Origin of the sequence: Dactylosporangium sp. CA-052675, assembly GCF_050947935.1 — a bacterium.
In the GTDB taxonomy this organism is placed as follows: Bacteria; Actinomycetota; Actinomycetes; order Mycobacteriales; family Micromonosporaceae; genus Dactylosporangium.
Genome location: NZ_CP192010.1, coordinates 1946782 through 1963489 on the forward strand (window position 1 = coordinate 1946782; position 16708 = coordinate 1963489).

The following is a 16708-nucleotide window of genomic DNA, read 5'->3' on the forward strand; positions in this document are numbered from 1 at the left end:
CGGGTGCCTATCCTTGCGAGCGTCATGTCTGAAACGCCCCAGCCGGCCAGCCTGAGCGAGCTTCGCGCCCGCCTCGCCGGGCTCATGCCCCAGGACCAGCATCGGCTGCGACGCCGGATCGACGGGGCGAAGCGCTCCCGCAACGCGCAGGCGATCGCCGAGGCCATCCGCGCCGACGTCGAGCGCGCCGAGCAGCGGGTCGCCGCCCGCCGCGCCGCCCGGCCCGAGATCAGCTACCCCGAGCAGCTGCCGGTCAGCCAGCGCAAGGACGAGATCCTGGACAAGATCCGCGACCACCAGGTGGTGATCGTGGCGGGCGAGACCGGGTCGGGCAAGACGACGCAGCTGCCCAAGATCTGTCTCGAGCTCGGCCGCGGCGTGACCGGCCAGATCGGCCACACCCAGCCGCGGCGGATCGCGGCCCGCACCGTGGCCGAGCGCGTCGCCGAGGAGCTCGGCACCGAGCTGGGCGCGACCGTCGGCTTCAAGGTGCGCTTCACCGACCAGTCCTCGGACCAGACCATGGTCAAGGTGATGACCGACGGCATCCTGCTGGCCGAGATCCAGCAGGACCGGCTGCTGCGGCGCTACGACACGCTCATCATCGACGAGGCCCACGAGCGCAGCCTGAACATCGACTTCATCCTCGGGTACCTCAAACAGCTCCTGCCCCGCCGCCCCGACCTGAAGGTCGTCATCACGTCGGCGACGATCGACCCGGAGCGGTTCTCGCGGCACTTCGGCGACGCGCCCATCGTGGAGGTGTCGGGGCGCACCTACCCGGTGGAGGTGCGCTACCGGCCCCTCGAGGCGCCCGACGAGGGGGCCGAGGAGGTCGACCAGTTCGACGCGATCTGCATGGCCGTCATGGAGCTGCAGGACGAGGGCCCCGGCGACGTGCTCGTGTTCCTCAGCGGCGAGCGGGAGATCCGCGACGCGGCCGACGCCCTCACCAAGCTGGACCTGCCCGGCACCGAGATCCTGCCGCTGTTCGCCCGGCTCTCCTTCGCCGAGCAGCACCGGGTCTTCCAGCCGCACGCCGGCCGCCGGGTGGTGCTGGCGACCAACGTGGCCGAGACCTCGCTCACCGTCCCCGGCATCAAATACGTCGTGGACCCCGGCACGGCGCGCATCTCGCGGTACAGCCACCGCCTGAAGGTGCAGCGCCTGCCCATCGAACCCGTCTCGCAGGCCTCGGCCAACCAGCGCAAGGGCCGCTGCGGGCGCACGTCCGACGGGGTGTGCATCCGGCTCTACAGCGAGGACGACTTCAACGCCCGCCCGGAGTTCACCGACCCGGAGATCCTGCGCACCAACCTGGCGTCGGTCATCCTGCAGATGATCTCGCTCGGCCTCGGCGACCTGGGCGCGTTCCCGTTCATCGACCCGCCCGACCGGCGCAACGTCACGGCCGGCGTGCAGCTGCTGGAGGAGCTCGGCGCGCTCGAGCCCGGCCCGCACCTGACCCCGCTGGGCCGCCGCCTGTCCCAGCTGCCGGTCGACCCGCGCCTGGCCCGCATGGTGCTGGAGGCGGAGAAGAACGGCTGCGTGCGCGAGGTCATGGTGATCACCGCGGCACTGTCCATCCAGGACCCGCGCGAGCGGCCGGCCGACAAGCAGGCCCAGGCCCAGCAGTCGCACGCGCGCTTCGCCGACAAGGACTCCGACTTCGTCGGCTACCTGAACCTGTGGAACTACCTGCAGGACAAGCAGCGGGAGCTCTCCAGCAACCAGTTCCGCAAGCTGTGCCGGGCCGAATACCTCAACTACCTGCGCGTGCGCGAGTGGCAGGACATCTACAGCCAGCTGCGCCAGGTGCTCAAGACGATGGACGTGACGCCGAACGAGCAGCCCGCGGCGCCGCTGCCGATCCACGTCTCCCTCCTCGCCGGGCTGCTGTCGCAGATCGGGCTCAAGGAGGCGGACAAGCACGAGTACCTCGGCGCCCGCAACGCCCGCTTCGCCGTCAACCCGGGCTCCGCGCTGTTCCGCAAGACGCCCCGCTGGGTGATGGCCGCCGAGCTGGTCGAGACCACGCGGCTGTGGGCGCGGGTGGTGGCCCGCATCGAGCCCGAGTGGATCGAGCCGCTGGCCCAGCATCTCGTGAAGCGGCAGTACAGCGAGCCGCACTGGGAGCGCAAGCAGGCCGCGGTGATGGCGGTCGAGCGGGTGACGCTCTACGGGGTGCCGATCGTCACCAACCGGAAGGTCAACTACGGCCGCATCGACCCGGCGCTGTCCCGCGAGCTGTTCATCCGCCACGCGCTGGTCGAGGGCGACTGGGAGACCCAGCACGCGTTCTTCGCCGAGAACCGCCGGCTGCTCGGCGAGGTGGAGGAGCTCGAGGCCCGGGCCCGCCGCCGCGACCTGCTCGTCGACGACGAGACGCTGTTCGAGTTCTACGACGGCCGGCTCCCCGAGGACGTGGTCTCCGGCCGCCACTTCGACAGCTGGTGGAAGAAGGCCCGCCGGGAGTCCCCGGACCTGCTCACGTTCGACCCGGCGATGCTCGTCAACGCCGGCGCGGACGCGGTGCAGCAGGCGCAGTACCCCGACGCCTGGGAACAGGACGGGCGCCGTTTCGCGCTCACGTACCAGTTCGAGCCCGGCACCGAGGCCGACGGCGTGACGGTCCACATCGGACTGCCGCTGCTCGGCCAGGTGCGCGCCGGCGACTTCGCCTGGCAGGTGCCGGGGCTGCGCGAGGAGCTCGTGACGGCGCTCATCAAGTCCCTGCCGAAGGCCACCCGGCGCAACTTCGTCCCGGCCCCCGACACCGCCCGCGACGCCCTCGCCGAGATGGCGCCCCGCGACGGCGAGCTGCTCGACGCGCTCGAGCTGGCCCTGCGGCGGATGACCGGGGTCTCGGTGCCGCGGGCCGAGTGGGACTGGTCGAAGGTGCCCGAGCACCTCAAGATGACCTTCCGCGTCGTCGACGACGCCGGGAAGGTCCTGGGCGAGGGCAAGGACGCGGCGGTACTGCGCGAGCGCCTCGCCCCCAAGGTGCAGCAGACGGTCGCCCAGGCGGCCGTGGACGTGACCCGCAAGGGCGCCACGCGCTGGGAGTTCGGCACGCTGCCGCGCAGCCTGTCGCGGACGGTCGCCGGGCACACCCTCACCGTCTACCCGGCCCTGGTCGACGAGGGCGACTCGGTCGCGGTGCAGGCCTTCGACCTGCCCGCGCGGCAGCAGCACGAGATGTGGCGCGGCACCCGCCGCCTGCTGCAGCTCACGCTGCCGCCGCCGGCGCGGTTCGTGCAGGGCCGGCTGTCGAACGAGGCCAAGCTGGCGCTGAGCCGCAACCCGCACCGCAACGCCGTCGACCTGCTCGAGGACTGCGCGGCCTGCGCCGTGGATCAGCTCATGACCGACGCGGGCGGGCCGGCCTGGGACGAGGCCGGGTTCGCCGCGCTGCGGGACAAGGTGCGGGCCGACCTCGTCGACCTGACCCTCGACGTGGTCGGCAGCGTGCGCAAGATCCTGGCCGCGGCCTATGACGTCGAGCAGCGCCTGGCCCGCACCAAGAACCCGCTGCTGCTGCCGGCCCTGACCGACATGCGCGGGCAGCTGGGGCGGCTGGTGTACCGCGGCTTCGTCACCGACACCGGCTGGCAGCGCCTGCCGGACCTGGAGCGCTACCTGCGCGGCATCGAGCGGCGCCTGGAGAAGGTGCCGACCGACACGGGGCGCGACCGCGAGCGGATGCTCACGGTGCAGGAGGTGCAGAAGGAGTACGACCAGCTGGTGGCCTCGATGACCATGACGCCCCAGCTGCGCGAGATCCGCTGGATGATCGAGGAGCTGCGGGTCGGGCTCTTCGCGCAGGCCCTCGGCACCGCCTACCCCGTCTCCGACGTGCGGATCTACCGGGCGATGGACGCGCTGCCGGACTGAGCCGGGCTGCGCAGCACCGGGGCGAGCGCCGCGATGGCGGCGGCGAGCCCGGCCAGGCCCAGCAGCGCCCGGCCCAGCCCGATCGCGTCGGCCAGGGCGCCGATGAGCGGCGGGCCGACCAGCAGCGAGCCGTAGCCGATGCTCGTCACCAGCGCGATCGCCTCCGCGGGCCGGGCGGTCTGCCCGGCGGCGCTGACCGCGGCCGGGAACACCAGGCACACGCCCAGGCCCCAGAGCAGGGCCCCGGCGTACGTCGGCCCGGTGCCCGGGGCGAGCACGGCGGCGGCGATCCCGGCCACGCCGAGCAGCGCGCCGAGCCGGACGGCGCGGGCCCGGCCGAGGCGGGCGACGGCGGTGCTGCCCGCGAACCGGCCCGCGGTCATGGCGGTGGCGAAGAGGGTGTACCCCAGCGCCGCCGAGGACTGCGAGAGCCCGCGCCCGGTGTGCAGGAACAGCGCGAGCCAGTCGCCCGCGGCCCCCTCGACGACCGTCGCGCACAGCGTGGCCAGCCCGATGAGCGGCAGCGCCCGGCCGGCGCAGAACCGCCGGCGTCCGGGCGCCGCGGCGGTCCCGGCGTCGGTGCGCTCGGGCGTGCCTCCGTCTGCGCGCCCGTCCGTGCGCTCGTCTGTGCGCTCGTCTGTGCGTCCGTCTGTGCGCTCGTCTGTGCGTCCGTCTGTGCGCTCGTCTGTGCGCTCGTCCAGGAACAGGGTCAGGCCGGCGTACGTCACCGCGAGCGACACCACCGCGGCGACCGCGAGGTGCGGGGCGGCGCCGATGCCGGCCCGGGCCGCGAGGGAGCCGGCCGCCGCGCCGCCGATCGAGCCGAGGCTCCAGCAGGCGTGGTAGCGCGGCATCCACTCCCGTCCCGCCCGCCGGTCCACGAAGCTGCCCTGCACGTTCATGGCCACGTCCCAGGAGCCGTACGCGAGCCCGAGCACGAACAGCGCCCCGCCGAGCGCCCACAGCGAGCCCGCGAGCCCGGCCGCGGCGAGGGCGACGGCGGAGACGAGCGCGGTGCCGGCCACCCAGGCGCGGCTGCCGAAGCGGCGGCAGGCGTGCCCGGTCACGGGCATGGAGACCAGCGAGCCGAGGCCGAGGGCGAGCAGGGCCCGGCCGAGCTCACCCGGGCCGATGCCGAGCCGCTCGACGACCGCGGGGATGCGCGACACCCAGCCGCCGACGACCGCGCCGCTGGCCGTGAAGACGACGGCCGTGCCGAGCGCGGCCTGCTTCACCGCCGGTCAGAGGTCTTCGGGGCGGCGGAAGATGACGGTCTGGTCGTTGCCGGGCCCGCCTCCCGCAGGGGGGCCCGCGGCGGGGCCGGGGCCGGGCATGGGGCCGGGAACGGGGCCGCCGGGCTGGATGATCTGGGTGGGGCCGGGCGGTCCGCCGAGGCCGGGGTTGATCATCTGCGTCTGCGCGGCGGGCGAGCCGTAGGTCTGCGGCTGGGGCGGCGTGCCGTAGGTCGTGGGCTGCGGCTGGGCGCCGTAGAAGCCCTGCGGCGCCGGGACGACCGGGTGCATGCCCGTGTCGGGCTCGTTGCGGTCCTGGCGGCGGAAGTAGAAGAGGCTGCCGATCAGCCCGAGCGCGCCGACGATCGCGATGATGCCGACCCACAGGCCCATGCTCATCCCGCCGCCGCTGCCACTGGTGCGGTTCGCGGCCGGCCCGGTGGTCTCGATGGCGACGCCGTTGCCGGCCTCGGGCACCCCGAAGCTGGCGTCGTCGCTGATGCCCGGCGTCTCGCTGGCCGACAGGCTCGAGGTTTTGGTGGGCTTGGCCGACTTCGTCGTCGCCGACGGGGCCGGGCCGCCGGTGGCGCGCAGCTGGAAGTTGTCGGCGTTGCCGTGCTCGACCTGGACGCGCCCGGCGGCCTGCCCGGCGGTCTTCACGGTGAGCGTGAACTGCCCGCTGGCGGACTTGTCGGCGGCCAGGGTGCCGTTGGAGCGGCAGGTCGCCGCCCGTCCGCCGCCGCCGACCGCGCAGCCGGGGTTGTCGGCCGGGTCGAGCACCGCGTTGCCCGGCGCCGTCATGGCCACGGTCACGCCGGTGACCGGCTGCTTCGTGTTGTTCTTGACCACGAAGCGGACCTGGACCTTGTCGCCGACCTTGCCCTGGACGCTGTTGTCGACCTTGATCTCGAGCTGGTCGGCGGCCCAGGCGGGCGTCGCGGCGGCCCCGATCAGGCCGACGCCGAGGGCCGCGACGGCAGCCGCCGCCGCGCTCCAGCGCCGCATCCTCCTGATGTCAGTCATAGCTTCGGCGGACGATAGCAGGCTTCGTCAACGATCGGAGTCGGCCCTCTGGCCGGACGAATCGGGCGCGGGCGACTGAAACAGCCGAAACAGCCACCACAGCGACGGTGCCAGCACGGCGGCGCCGCCGAGGACGGCCCACAGGGTGGCGCGCGTCACGGCCGGGGCCGCGGCCGTGGCGGAGATCGTGGTCGCGGGCGGGAGCAGGTACGGGTGCTGCGCCGCCGCCCAGCCCCAGAGCACCGCGGCCACGGCGAGGCCGGCGGTGAGCCGCACGGCCACGTAGCGGCCGGCCGCCAGCAGCGCGATCGAGGCCAGCCCGGCCAGCGCCGAGAGCACCACGAGCGCGGCCGGCACCGGGCGCAGCAGCCGGTCGGCCAGCCAGCCGGCGTCGGCCCGCACCGCGAGCAGCCCGGCCACGGCGAGGACCCCGGTGCCGGCCCCGGCCCAGAGCGCCCGCCGGCGCATCCCGGCGACGAGGTCCGGGTCGTGGCGCTGGGCGTCGCGGCAGAGGAAGACGGCGGCGAGGTACGCGCACACGGCCACCGCGAGCGCCCCGGTCGCCACCGAGGTCGGGTTCCACCAGGCCGTGAGCAGGTCACCCCGCCCGGCCGTCCAGGGCGGCACGCGCCCGGAGGCGATGCCGCCCGCCACGGCGCCGAAGCAGAACGGGGTCACCAGCGAGGAGAACGCGAACAGGGCGCCGAACAGCCGCTCCCGGCCGACGGTGTCGCTGGTCTTGCGGAACGCGAACCCGGCGCCGCGGCCGATGATGCCCAGCGCGGCCCCGGTGAGCGGCACGTACATGGTCGCGGCCACGCCCGCGAAGACGGCCGGGAAGCCGGTCCACAGCAGCACCACGGCGAAGATGAGCCAGACGTGGTTGGCCTCCCACACCGGGCCGATGGCGTGCTCGATGAGGGTCCGCCGGCGCCGGCCCGAGCGGGCGCCCCCGGCGAAGAGGTCCCAGAACCCGGCGCCGAAGTCGGCGCCGCCGAAGAGGGCGTAGGCGGTCACGGCCGCGAGGAGCACGACCAGGAGCGCGTCGGCGGCCCGCATCACGGCACCGGGAAGGTGTCGACGTCGGACTCCTGCGGCGCGACGGGCACGGGGCGGTCCCGGGCCAGGCGGCGGAGCACGAAGACGGTGGCGACGGTCAGCAGGGCGTACACGACGATCAGCACGACGAGCCCGGTGCGCAGCCCGGGGGCGGTGTTCACGGCGTCGTGGGTGCGCAGGACGCCGTAGACGACCCACGGCTGCCGGCCGGTCTCGGTGGTGGTCCAGCCGGCCTCGAGGGCGAGGACGGCGGCCGGGCCGCACAGCGCGGCGGCGCGCAGGAACCAGCGGTTGGTGAGCCAGCCGCGCCGCCATCGCCAGCTGAAGCCGAACAGCGCGGCGACGCCCAGCATGGCGAAGCCGGCCCCGACCATGAGCTGGAACGACCAGTGCACGACGTTGACCGGCGGGCGCTGGTCGGCCGGCACCGTGTTCAGCCCGGTGATCTCCGCGTCCGGGTCCCAGTGGGCCAGCAGGCTCAGGGCGTTGGGGATCTCGATGGCGTAGCGCAGCTCCCCGTCGACCGCGACCCCGCCGACGTGCAGCGGCGCGCCCCGCTGGGTCTCGTACAGCCCCTCCATCGCGGCCAGCTTCACCGGCTGGTAGTCGGCGACGAAGTGCGCGGCCCAGTCGCCGACGCCGACCTGGACCGGGGCCATCACGGCGGCGACGGTGAACGGCACCAGGAAGCCGAGGCGGTGGTAGCGGTCGTCGCGCCCGCGCAGCAGGCCGACGGCGTAGACGGAGGCCATGCAGAAGCCGGTGACCATGAACGCGGCGACGAGCATGTGCACCGACTGGGGGCCGGTGGCGGGGTTGAACATCGCGCCGAGCGGGTCGACCCCGGTGATCTTGCCGTCCACCAGGTCGAAGCCGCGCGGCTGGTTCATCCAGGCGTTGGCGCTGACCACGCAGAAGGTGCCCACGATGCCGGCCAGCAGGATCGGCACCGCCGACCACAGGTGGACCCGGGCGGGGAGCCGGTCCCAGCCGTAGAGGTAGATGCCCAGGAAGATGGCCTCGACGAAGAAGGCGAAGCCCTCCAGCGTGAAGGGCAGCCCGATCACCTGGCCGTAGGTGCCCATGAGGCCGGGCCAGAGCAGCCCCATCTCGAAGCTCAGGATGGTGCCGGAGACGGCCCCGACGGCGAAGAGCACGCCCATCGCGCGGGCCCAGCGGCGGGCCAGGAGGCGGTACTCGACCTGCCCGGTCCGGTGCCCCCGCCACTCCATGAACAGGGTGATCGCGGGCATGGCGACGCCGAAGCTCGCGATGATGATGTGCCAGCCGAGGGACAGCGCCATCTGCGTTCGTGCGGCCGCGAAGTCCCCCGGTGTCGCGGCCTCGGCGAGAACGGTCAACGGTTCCACAAGGCTGTTCTATCCCCGCTCGCGCCGCGCCCGCCCCTCGGTGCCGGCGAAAGCGGCGTTGGCCACGTTCGGGAACTTTTCCCGCTTTTTACGAGTAGCATCGCTACATGTTCCGTGCCTACATTTCGGAGGCCGGCCCGCCGCACTGGGCGAGCGCCAGCAGCAGCACGAGCACGACGAAGCCGGCGTAGACGAGCCGGCGCCGGCGGATGTTCTCGTACGCGTGCCACCAGGCGATCGCCGCCTCGGACGCGGGGCCGGCGATGAAGGTGCGGGCCCGCGGCTGCGGCCGGGGCAGCACGAGCGGGGCGCGGCGCACGGCGTTGCTGACCGGCACCCGCCGGTCCGTCCGCGGCCGCTCGTCACGCTCCGGCGTGACCGTGATCTGGTGCTCGTCGTCGAGCCGCGGATCCGGCTCGCGCCCGTCGGCCAGGGTCCAGCGTTCGCAGCGGCGGTGGAAGGTCCGGCCCAGGAACTCCTCGGCCGCGCCCGGCCGGTTCAGCCGGGTGCGCCGTAGCTCCAGCCAGGGCCAGCGCGTCGCCACGTCGGTGAGCACGTCGACGTAGAGGTGGTCGGCGTCCTCGTCGCCGCCGACGACCCGGGAGGAGTCGCGGCGCAGCGGCTCCAGGTGTCGTGTGACGAAGGCGACGTAGCCGGCCGGGGGCTCCGACGTCATCCGCATCGCACCAACGCGCATGCTCTCATCGTGGCCCCGGCCCCGGAACGTTTCAACGGGCTCCCGGGGAGTTTGCGTACGGGTGGCATGATCGGCCCCGTGGGCTCCGCGTTACCCGTCGGCCGGGAGGTCCTCATCCCCGGCGAGCTGTCGGTCGCCATCGACGAGGGTGGCATCCGCACGGCCTCCGGCATGCTGCCCGCACTGCTGTACACCACCGACGGGCTCGAGCGGCACGGCCAGCGCGAGATGGTCTTCGCCGTCGCGCGCACCGGCGCGCCCGCGGCCGGCTTCCCGCTCACCATGGCCCGCACCGTGCACCGCTTCGCCGCCGAGGGCCGGCTGGTCGACGCCGGCGACGTGAGCGTCTTCGGCCGGCCGGGCGTCGACGTCGACGAGCGGGTCACCGGCTTCGTCTACGCCGACCCGCCCGCCGCCCTGGCGTCCACTGTGGACCTGCCCCGGCCGCCGCTGGTCGCGCTGCCGCTGCTGGGCGGGGAGACCGCGGTGGTGCAGCGCTTCGGCCACGCCCGGGTGCTCGCGCTGCTCGGCGCGCAGGAGCGCTACTACCCGCACCCGTGGTGGTTCCGGCCCGGGCGCGCCCCGGTGCTCGACGACGCCGAGTTCCGGGCGGCCACGATGCTGTCCCGCGCCCCCGCGTACAACCTGCCGTTCCTGCGCGTCGTGCACGACGGCGACCGGCTGGAGCTGTCGGTGGCGGCCGAGGAGCTGCCGGCGCTGCGCGACGCGATGCGGGAGGCGCCGGAGGTCTGCGCCTACCTGCCGGGGCTGGCCGGCACCCCGAAGACCTACGTGTGGGCGCCCGGGCAGTCGGGCCCGGCCGCGATCGTGGCGCCCGGGGGCGAGCGGGCCACCCGGCTCGCCTGCAACTTCCTGCTCATCATCCGCGACGCGACGCTCGGCGGGAGCGGCCGCGTCGCGGGGGAGGGGCCGCGGCCGCCGACGGCCCGCCAGGTCGAGGACGGCTTCGCGGTCCTGCTGACCGGCGCCATGCACGCCCGGCTGCTGCAGGCCGTGGAGGCCGGCCGCCCGGTCGAGATCGGCCTGCCGGGCGGCGCCGTGCGGGCGGTCGCGTTCCGGGTCAGCGACGGCTCGCCGGAGCCGGCCCCGGCCGCCGAGGGCCCGGACGCGGTGAACGCCCTGCCGCCGACGCTGCTCAACGGCGTCCCGGCGGCGACCACCATGGCCGCGGCCACCGCCAGCCCGCCGGCGCCGCGGCCGCCGGGCCGCATCGTGCTGCTCACCAGCGAGGAGCAGCTGCGGCAGGCGACGACCCCGGCCGAGCTCAGCGACTTCCTCGACCGGGCCCGGCGGGTGGTCGAGCGGCTCTTCGCGGGCGTGCGCCACCACACCGAGGAGCTCATGGTCGAGTTCCGCCTGGCCCCGAACCGTCCGGTGGCCGTGCGCATCATGGCCCGCCCGATCGCGCCGCCGCGCGAGCTGCTGGTGGTGCTGGAGCGGCAGCTGCAGGCGCTGCCGCCCCCGGCGATCCACTACACGGAGGTGGCCTTCCAGCTGCACCTGCCGATCGGACCGGCCTCCTCCTGAGCCGTGCGTCACCCCGCTGGCGGGCCGGCCCCGTCCTCGCGGCGAGGCCGGGGCCGGTCAGCCGGCGCGGTGTTACGCGCCGTCGCCGATCCGGACGACCATCTTGCCGAGGTTCTCGCCCTTGAGCATGCCCAGGAACGCGTCCACGGCGTGCTCGATGCCGTCCACGAAGGTCTCGGCGACCTTGACCTTGCCCTCCCGCAGCCAGCCCACCATCTCCTCGGTGAACGCCTCGCGGCGCGACCAGTGGTCGAGCACGAGGAAGCCCTGCATCGTGAGGCGCTTGCTGATGAGCAGGCTCAGGTTGCGGATGCCCTTGGCGTCGGGGGTGTTGTACTGCGAGATCGCCCCGCAGACCGCGATCCGCCCGTGCAGGTTCATCCGGAACAGCGCCTCCTCGAGCTGCTCGCCGCCGACGTTGTCGAAGTAGACGTCGATGCCGTCCGGCGCGAGGCGCTTGAGCTGGGTGTGGATGTCCCCGTCGCGGTAGTTGAAGGCGGCGTCGAAGCCGAGCTCCTCCGTGAGGTACCGCACCTTCTCCGCCGACCCGGCCGAGCCGATCACCAGGCGGGCGCCGCGCAGCCGGGCGATCTGCCCGACCAGCGTGCCGACGGCCCCGGCCGCACCGGAGACGAACACCGTCTCCTCGGGGCGCATCCGGGCCACGTCGAGCAGCCCGGCGTAGGCGGTGAGGCCGGGCATGCCGAGCACGCCGAGGTAGGCCGAGGCCGGGGCGGCCGCGGTGTCGACGGTGCGGACGCGCTCGGCGTCCAGCAGCGCGTATTCCCGCCAGCCGAGCCCGTGCAGGACGCTCGCGCCGACCTCGACGTCCGGGCTCTGCGACGCCACCACGGTGCCGACCGCGCCGCCGTCCAGCGGTGCGCCGAGCTGGAAGGGCGCGACGTAGGACTTCACGTCGTTCATCCGGCCGCGCATCGCGGGGTCGACGGACATCACCTCGTTGCGCACGACCACCTGGCCGGGGCCCGGCTGCGGCACCGGCTCGGTCCGCAGCTCGAAGTCCGAAGTGGACGGAAACCCGTCGGGCCGGGCCGCGAGACACCAGACGCGGTTCACCTCGGTCATGCCGCGACCTCGATGTGCACGTCGATGTTGCCGCGGGTGGCGTTGGAGTAGGGGCAGACCTGGTGCGCGGCGTCGGCGAGGGCCTGGGCGGTCGCCGCGTCCGCGGCCGGGAGGGTCACCGTGAGCCAGACCTCGAGGCCGAAGCCGCCGGCGTCGTTCGGGCCGATGCCGACCCGCGCCTGCACCTGCGAGCCCTCGACCGCCGGCAGCGCGCTCTGGCGGCGGGCCACGCTGCGCAGCGCGCTGTGGTAGCAGGCCGCGTAGCCGGCCGCGAAGAGCTGCTCGGGGTTGGTCGCCTCGCCCGCGCCGCCCATCTCCTTGGGCATGCGCACGTCGAGGTCGAGGATCCCGTCGGCGCTCGTCACGTGCCCGTTGCGCCCGTCCCCGGACGCGGTCACGTCAGCGGTGTACAGCACCTGCATCGATTTCTCCCTGTCGCTGGAGTGCGGCGGTGAGCCGCACGAGGGTGTCGCGGAGCTCCTCGAGCTCGCCCAGGCCGAGGCCGCCGTCGCAGACCAGGCGGGCCGGGATGCCGGCCGCCCGCGCCCGCAGCGCCGAACCCCCGGCGGTGAGGCGCACGGTGACCGAGCGCTCGTCGTCGGCGCGTCGCTCCCGCGCCACGAGGCCGGCCGCCTCGAGGCGTTTCAGCAGCGGCGACAGCGTGCTGGAGTCCAGCCGCAGCGCCGCGCCGAGGTCCTTGACCGTCCGCTCGTCCTGCTCCCACAGCGCGAGTAGCACCAGGTACTGCGGGTAGGTCAAGCCGAGCTCGTCGAGCAGGGGCCGGTAGCGCGCCGTGACCGCGCGGGTGGCGGTGTAGAGCGCGAAGCAGACCTGCCGGTCGAGTGGGAGGACGTCCACGCGCCGAAGCCTATCGCGCGATTGAGTCGCGCGCGACTGAAGTTGCGGCCGTCATACTCGTCGCATGCGCCGGTACACCCTGTGGTCCTCCGCCGCCGCGCCCGTGCTGCTCGTCGGCGGGTGGACCGTCGCCGCGGCCGTGCAGGCCGGCGGGTTCGACTCGCTGCGCGAGACGATCAGCGCCCTGGCCGGGCTCGACGCCGACCACCGCTGGGTGATGACGCTGGCGCTGCTCGGCGTCGGGATCTGCCACGTGGTCACCGCGCGCGGGCTGGACCCGATCGCGGTGCCCGCCCGGGTGATGCTCGCCGTGGGCGGGGTCGCGACCGTGCTCGTCGCCGCGTTCCCGCTGCCCGCCGGCGGCACGTCGGGCCCGCACCAGGCGGCCGCCACGATCGCGTTCGCCTGTCTCGCGCTGTGGCCGGCGCTGTGGCGCAACCCGGGCGCGGCGGCGGCCCGGCCCCCGGCCGGCGTGATGGTCCCGGCCGCCCTGGCGCTCGCCGCGCTCGTCCTGCTCTTCACCGTGGCCCTGGGCACCGGCGTGCTGGTCGGGCTGGCCGAGCGGCTCGCAGCCGGCGCGCAGGCGGTCTGGCCGCTCGCCACGGTGCTGCTGCTGCGCCGGGCCGCCCGATGAGCCTTCACCGGTACTCGTCGATGCCGGCCAGCTTCTCGGGGTTCGGCACGAGGTAGACGCCCGCGATGCGCCCGTCGACCACGGCGATGCTCAGCGGGTACCGCCGGCGCCCGTCCATGAGCAGCGCCGGGTGCCCGTTGAGGATCGCGGGCCGGTCGGTGAGGCGGCGGCCGGCCACCGCGACGAAGAACCGGATCGTCCTGTCCCGCCCGCGGATCGGGTTGCGGGCCGCGCGCGCCCGGCCGCCGCCGTCGCTCCACACCACCACGTCGTCGTGCAGCATCCGCTCGAGCCGCGCGACGTCGCCCTGGCGGGCCGCGGCCAGGAACCCGTCGAGCAGGCGGGCGATCTCGGCCGGGTCGGTGCTGAAGCGCGCCTTGCCGGCGAGCGCCCCGGCCGCGCGGTGGTGCAGCTGGCGGCAGTCCTCCGCGGAGCGCCCGAGGATGGCGCCGATCTCGGGGTACGGCACGGCGAAGGCGGTGTGCAGGACGTACACCGCGCGCTGGGGCGGCGTCAGGCGCTCCATGAGGTGCAGGACCGCGATCGACAGGTCGGAGGTGTCGACCGCGCCGAACGGCGACGGCTCGGTCGACACCGGCTCCGGCAGCCAGGTGCCGACGTAGTCCTCGCGCCGCGCCTGCCGGGCCCGCAGCGCGTCCACGGCGAGCCGGGCGACCACGCGCGTGAGGTAGCGGCGGGGCTCGGCGACGTCCGACCGGTCGGCGGCGCTCCAGCGCAGGTACGCCTCCTGGAGCACGTCCTCGGCGTCGTGGACGCTGCCGAGCATCCGGTAGGCGAGGCCGAAGAGCATCGGCCGGTGCTCGGCGAAGCGTTCCATCCGCCGATTGTCCAGGGCCGCCGATTGTCTAGGGTTTCGGCATGACCTCGAACTGGCGGCACCTGCCGCCCGCCGCCCGTGCCATCGCCGTCGCCTCGGCCGAGGCCGTGGAGGCGGCGCGGGCGCGCGACGAGGCGGCCTACGCGGACGCGGTCGAGCGGCTCGGCGGGCTCGACCCCGAGCAGACCGGGCGGGTGCTGGGGGCGGTGGTGCGCACCTTGCTGGAGCAGCGGCACCCGGACGGGCTCGACGGCGACGACATCCGGGCCGCGCTGGAGCACGCGGTGCGCTCGGCGGGGCAGTGGCGTGACGTCGACCCGCAGGTCATGGTGGTGCTGCTGGTCGGGGCGCTCGGCATTCACGAGACCGACGAGGACGCGCCGGTGCCGCCGCGCGCGCTCGCGGCCCACGCGCCGCTGCTCATCGAGGACCTGCTGGGCAACCGCGGCTTCGCCGAGCTGCTGACCCGGGCCTTCGCCGAGATCGAGCGCGCGGAGATCAACGACTGACGGACCGGCTCAGCGGAATCCGCCGCGCAGCCGGCGGAAGAAGCCGCCCTCCGGCGGCAGTGGCGGCGCGGCCGGCGGCGCGCTCGTGCGCCGGCGGGCGATCGGCCGGTCGTAGTCGGTCCGCTCGATCGCGTCGACGACCTGGGCCTCGGTGAACTGCTCGGACCCCTCGATCATCGGGACGAACCCGACAAGGATGCCGTCGCGCATCACCTGCGCCTCCAGCCCGGCGGTGCCGTCGGTGTCCCACACCGCGACCCGGCCGTCGAACAGCTGCACCCGCACGCCGAACTCGCTGAGCCCGGCCTTCGCCATCTCCACGTGGGCCGGCACGCCGCGCTCACGCAGCGCGTCGACGACCCTGCGCGCCTCGAACTCGTCCATCCCGGAACGTTACCGCTGCACGCTGGGAGACGGCTGAGCGCGAGGCGCGAGGATCATGGACGGCGACGGCCTACTTGGACGGCTGCGGCAGCTCACAATTGATCTTCGGGTTGACCCCGAGGTAGTTCAGCGGCCCCGCGATGATGGTGACCGCGATGGTGCCGGCCTTGGCGCAGTTCGCGTCGTCGCTGTTGAAGTAGCCGCGCTGACCCGCCGCGATGACACCGATGATCAGCCAAATGACGAGGATGACCCCGCCGATCGAGGAACCCCGGCCCACTGCCTGCCTCCTTCTGAAGAGATCGACGGATAGATACCCCCGGGCCTGCCTGCCGCAAACCCCGGGCGTGACCTGCGTCGCTTTCGCTGTCGGCTTGGCAGCAAAGGGGGAGTGAACGGCGCCGCCGGTCTCCTAGCGTGACTCCCGCACGTTCTTCCGACGGATTTGGGAGCACCACCGATATGAGCGACGACGACTACACCAATTTCAGCGCCGACCTCGACGGCAACGGCACCGACGACCCGGCGGCGATCTACACGCTCGACGACGGCAGCAACGTCATCGTCGGCGACCTCGACCACGACGGCCAGATGGACGTCGCGGCCCTCGACAGCGACGGCGACGGCGTCTACGAGCAGCTGTACGACGCCAGGACCGGCGAGGTCACGGACCTGACCGGCGAGGCGGACCCCTCGGTCGCCGCCGACTACGACGGCTCCGGCGGCAACCTGGACGGCGACGTGAGCGGCGCCGACGGCGGGTCCTCGGACGGCGGGTACTACGACGCGGCCGCCGTCTCGGACATGCTGGCGATGCAGCACGAGGCCACGATGTCGGTGATCAACAACATCTGACGCGCGCCGCGAAACGGCCGCCCGGCGCACCGGGCGGCCGTTATACATGGTGCCTGTGAGCCCTCTCCTCGTCGCCGACCTCGTCGGCATCGCCGTGTTCGCGGCCTCCGGCGCCACCGCCGGGGTGGCCAAGCGGCTCGACCTGTTCGGCGTGGTGTTCGTCGGCTTCAGCGCGGCGCTGGGCGGCGGGATCATGCGCGACGTCTTCGTGAACGTGCAGCCCAACGCGTTCGTGGACTGGCGCTACGCCGTGGTCGCGGTGCTCACCGCGGCCGCCACCTTCTGGCTGCACCCGGCCGTGAGCCGGCTGCGCTGGACGGTGCTCGTGCTGGACGCCGCCGGGCTGGGGCTGTTCGTGGTGACCGGCACGCTCAAGGCGCTCGACGCGGGCGTGCCGCCGATCGGCGCCTGCATCATCGGCATGATCACGGGCATCGGCGGCGGCCTGGTCCGCGACCTGCTGACCGGCGAGATCCCGACGGTGCTGCGCCGCGAGATCTACGCCGTGGCCGGGCTGATCGGGTGCGTCTCGGTCGCGGCCCTGGACGCGACGCACGTGCGCCGGCCGATCGCCATCGCGCTGGCCGCCACCTTCACCTTCGCGCTGCGCATGGTGGCCATCCGCCGCAACTGGTCCGCCCCGACCCCGGGCGGCGGGAGCGGTGCACGAAATCCCGACCCGGACGAGCATTCCTGACACTGGGTGGCAGGAATGCGCGTG

The 16708-nt window shown here is 74.1% G+C and carries 17 protein-coding genes; 6 read left to right on the forward strand and 11 right to left on the reverse strand.

What is annotated here, in order from left to right; all coding sequences use genetic code 11:
• Nucleotides 1-24 precede the first annotated feature (24 nt).
• Nucleotides 25-3894: an ATP-dependent RNA helicase HrpA gene (gene hrpA, locus ACQP1P_RS08745; RefSeq protein WP_433084817.1), complete on the forward strand. Its 3870-nt coding sequence runs from the start codon at nt 25-27 to the stop codon at nt 3892-3894.
• Here the strand turns inward: hrpA and ACQP1P_RS08750 are convergent.
• The 5 genes from ACQP1P_RS08750 to ACQP1P_RS08770 form a co-directional block, all read right to left on the reverse strand.
• Nucleotides 3864-5129, reverse strand: coding sequence for an MFS transporter (locus ACQP1P_RS08750; RefSeq protein WP_433084818.1), 1266 nt, complete (start codon nt 5127-5129; stop codon nt 3864-3866). The genes hrpA and ACQP1P_RS08750 overlap by 31 nt on opposite strands.
• 6 nt (nt 5130-5135) lie before the next feature.
• Nucleotides 5136-6149: a hypothetical protein gene (locus ACQP1P_RS08755; RefSeq protein WP_433084820.1), complete on the reverse strand. Its 1014-nt coding sequence runs from the start codon at nt 6147-6149 to the stop codon at nt 5136-5138.
• Between the two features lie 27 nt (nt 6150-6176).
• Nucleotides 6177-7208 carry a cytochrome d ubiquinol oxidase subunit II gene (locus ACQP1P_RS08760; RefSeq protein ID WP_433084822.1) on the reverse strand — a complete coding sequence of 344 codons (1032 nt, stop codon included), beginning with the start codon at nt 7206-7208 and terminating at the stop codon, nt 6177-6179.
• Entirely contained in the window at nt 7208-8578 is a 1371-nt protein-coding gene (locus ACQP1P_RS08765; protein ID WP_433084824.1) for a cytochrome ubiquinol oxidase subunit I, read from the reverse strand. Before ACQP1P_RS08765 ends, ACQP1P_RS08760 begins: the two co-directional genes overlap by 1 nt.
• A 118-nt stretch (nt 8579-8696) precedes the next feature.
• On the reverse strand, nt 8697-9275 hold the full coding sequence (locus tag ACQP1P_RS08770) for a hypothetical protein (protein WP_433084826.1): 579 nt from the start codon (nt 9273-9275) through the stop codon (nt 8697-8699).
• Nucleotides 9276-9353: 78 nt separating this feature from the next.
• Between ACQP1P_RS08770 and ACQP1P_RS08775 the strand changes: the two genes are divergently transcribed.
• Complete coding sequence (locus tag ACQP1P_RS08775; protein WP_433084828.1) at nt 9354-10823, forward strand: hypothetical protein; 1470 nt, start codon at nt 9354-9356, stop codon at nt 10821-10823.
• A gap of 72 nt (nt 10824-10895) precedes the next feature.
• Here ACQP1P_RS08775 and ACQP1P_RS08780 read toward each other — a convergent pair whose 3' ends face one another.
• Genes ACQP1P_RS08780 through ACQP1P_RS08790 form a run of 3 tightly spaced genes read right to left on the reverse strand, consistent with a single transcriptional unit; the run spans nt 10896 to nt 12767 of the window.
• A complete protein-coding gene (locus ACQP1P_RS08780) occupies nt 10896-11909 on the reverse strand; it encodes an NADP-dependent oxidoreductase (RefSeq protein ID WP_433084829.1) in 1014 nt (337 codons plus the stop codon).
• Nucleotides 11906-12331 (reverse strand): organic hydroperoxide resistance protein, encoded by a 426-nt coding sequence (locus ACQP1P_RS08785; protein ID WP_433084831.1) that lies wholly within the window; start codon nt 12329-12331, stop codon nt 11906-11908. The genes ACQP1P_RS08780 and ACQP1P_RS08785 overlap by 4 nt, the downstream gene beginning before the upstream one ends.
• Nucleotides 12309-12767, reverse strand: a complete 459-nt coding sequence (locus tag ACQP1P_RS08790) for a MarR family winged helix-turn-helix transcriptional regulator (RefSeq protein WP_433084833.1) — start codon at nt 12765-12767, stop codon at nt 12309-12311. The genes ACQP1P_RS08785 and ACQP1P_RS08790 overlap by 23 nt, the downstream gene beginning before the upstream one ends.
• Before the next feature lie 64 nt (nt 12768-12831).
• Here ACQP1P_RS08790 and ACQP1P_RS08795 point away from each other — a divergent pair, with 64 nt between their 5' ends.
• Nucleotides 12832-13401 carry a DUF998 domain-containing protein gene (locus ACQP1P_RS08795; RefSeq protein WP_433084835.1) on the forward strand — a complete coding sequence of 190 codons (570 nt, stop codon included), beginning with the start codon at nt 12832-12834 and terminating at the stop codon, nt 13399-13401.
• Nucleotides 13402-13405: 4 nt separating this feature from the next.
• On the opposite strand, the gene sigJ is transcribed toward ACQP1P_RS08795, so the two are convergent.
• Entirely contained in the window at nt 13406-14239 is an 834-nt protein-coding gene (sigJ, locus tag ACQP1P_RS08800) for an RNA polymerase sigma factor SigJ (protein ID WP_433084837.1), read from the reverse strand.
• A gap of 41 nt (nt 14240-14280) precedes the next feature.
• Here sigJ and ACQP1P_RS08805 point away from each other — a divergent pair, with 41 nt between their 5' ends.
• A complete protein-coding gene (locus ACQP1P_RS08805) occupies nt 14281-14748 on the forward strand; it encodes a hypothetical protein (RefSeq protein WP_433084839.1) in 468 nt (155 codons plus the stop codon).
• Between the two features lie 9 nt (nt 14749-14757).
• On the opposite strand, the gene ACQP1P_RS08810 is transcribed toward ACQP1P_RS08805, so the two are convergent.
• Nucleotides 14758-15132 (reverse strand): hypothetical protein, encoded by a 375-nt coding sequence (locus ACQP1P_RS08810; RefSeq protein ID WP_433084841.1) that lies wholly within the window; start codon nt 15130-15132, stop codon nt 14758-14760.
• Between the two features lie 70 nt (nt 15133-15202).
• Entirely contained in the window at nt 15203-15412 is a 210-nt protein-coding gene (locus ACQP1P_RS08815; RefSeq protein WP_433084842.1) for a hypothetical protein, read from the reverse strand.
• Between the two features lie 182 nt (nt 15413-15594).
• Here ACQP1P_RS08815 and ACQP1P_RS08820 point away from each other — a divergent pair, with 182 nt between their 5' ends.
• Both ACQP1P_RS08820 and ACQP1P_RS08825 read left to right on the forward strand, forming a co-directional pair.
• Complete coding sequence (locus ACQP1P_RS08820) at nt 15595-15987, forward strand: hypothetical protein (protein ID WP_433084844.1); 393 nt, start codon at nt 15595-15597, stop codon at nt 15985-15987.
• A gap of 46 nt (nt 15988-16033) precedes the next feature.
• On the forward strand, nt 16034-16684 hold the full coding sequence (locus ACQP1P_RS08825; protein WP_433084846.1) for a trimeric intracellular cation channel family protein: 651 nt from the start codon (nt 16034-16036) through the stop codon (nt 16682-16684).
• The last annotated feature ends 24 nt before the right edge of the window (nt 16685-16708 follow it).

Coding starts and splice junctions, on each gene's coding strand:
- hrpA (WP_433084817.1), top strand. CDS start 25: ATGTCTGAAACGCCCCAGCCGGCCAGCCTGAGCGAGCTTCGCGCCCGC.
- ACQP1P_RS08755 (WP_433084820.1), bottom strand. CDS start 6,149: ATGACTGACATCAGGAGGATGCGGCGCTGGAGCGCGGCGGCGGCTGCC.
- ACQP1P_RS08760 (WP_433084822.1), bottom strand. CDS start 7,208: ATGCGGGCCGCCGACGCGCTCCTGGTCGTGCTCCTCGCGGCCGTGACC.
- ACQP1P_RS08770 (WP_433084826.1), bottom strand. CDS start 9,275: ATGCGCGTTGGTGCGATGCGGATGACGTCGGAGCCCCCGGCCGGCTAC.
- ACQP1P_RS08780 (WP_433084829.1), bottom strand. CDS start 11,909: ATGACCGAGGTGAACCGCGTCTGGTGTCTCGCGGCCCGGCCCGACGGG.
- ACQP1P_RS08785 (WP_433084831.1), bottom strand. CDS start 12,331: ATGCAGGTGCTGTACACCGCTGACGTGACCGCGTCCGGGGACGGGCGC.
- ACQP1P_RS08795 (WP_433084835.1), top strand. CDS start 12,832: ATGCGCCGGTACACCCTGTGGTCCTCCGCCGCCGCGCCCGTGCTGCTC.
- sigJ (WP_433084837.1), bottom strand. CDS start 14,239: ATGGAACGCTTCGCCGAGCACCGGCCGATGCTCTTCGGCCTCGCCTAC.
- ACQP1P_RS08805 (WP_433084839.1), top strand. CDS start 14,281: ATGACCTCGAACTGGCGGCACCTGCCGCCCGCCGCCCGTGCCATCGCC.
- ACQP1P_RS08810 (WP_433084841.1), bottom strand. CDS start 15,132: ATGGACGAGTTCGAGGCGCGCAGGGTCGTCGACGCGCTGCGTGAGCGC.
- ACQP1P_RS08820 (WP_433084844.1), top strand. CDS start 15,595: ATGAGCGACGACGACTACACCAATTTCAGCGCCGACCTCGACGGCAAC.
- ACQP1P_RS08825 (WP_433084846.1), top strand. CDS start 16,034: ATGGTGCCTGTGAGCCCTCTCCTCGTCGCCGACCTCGTCGGCATCGCC.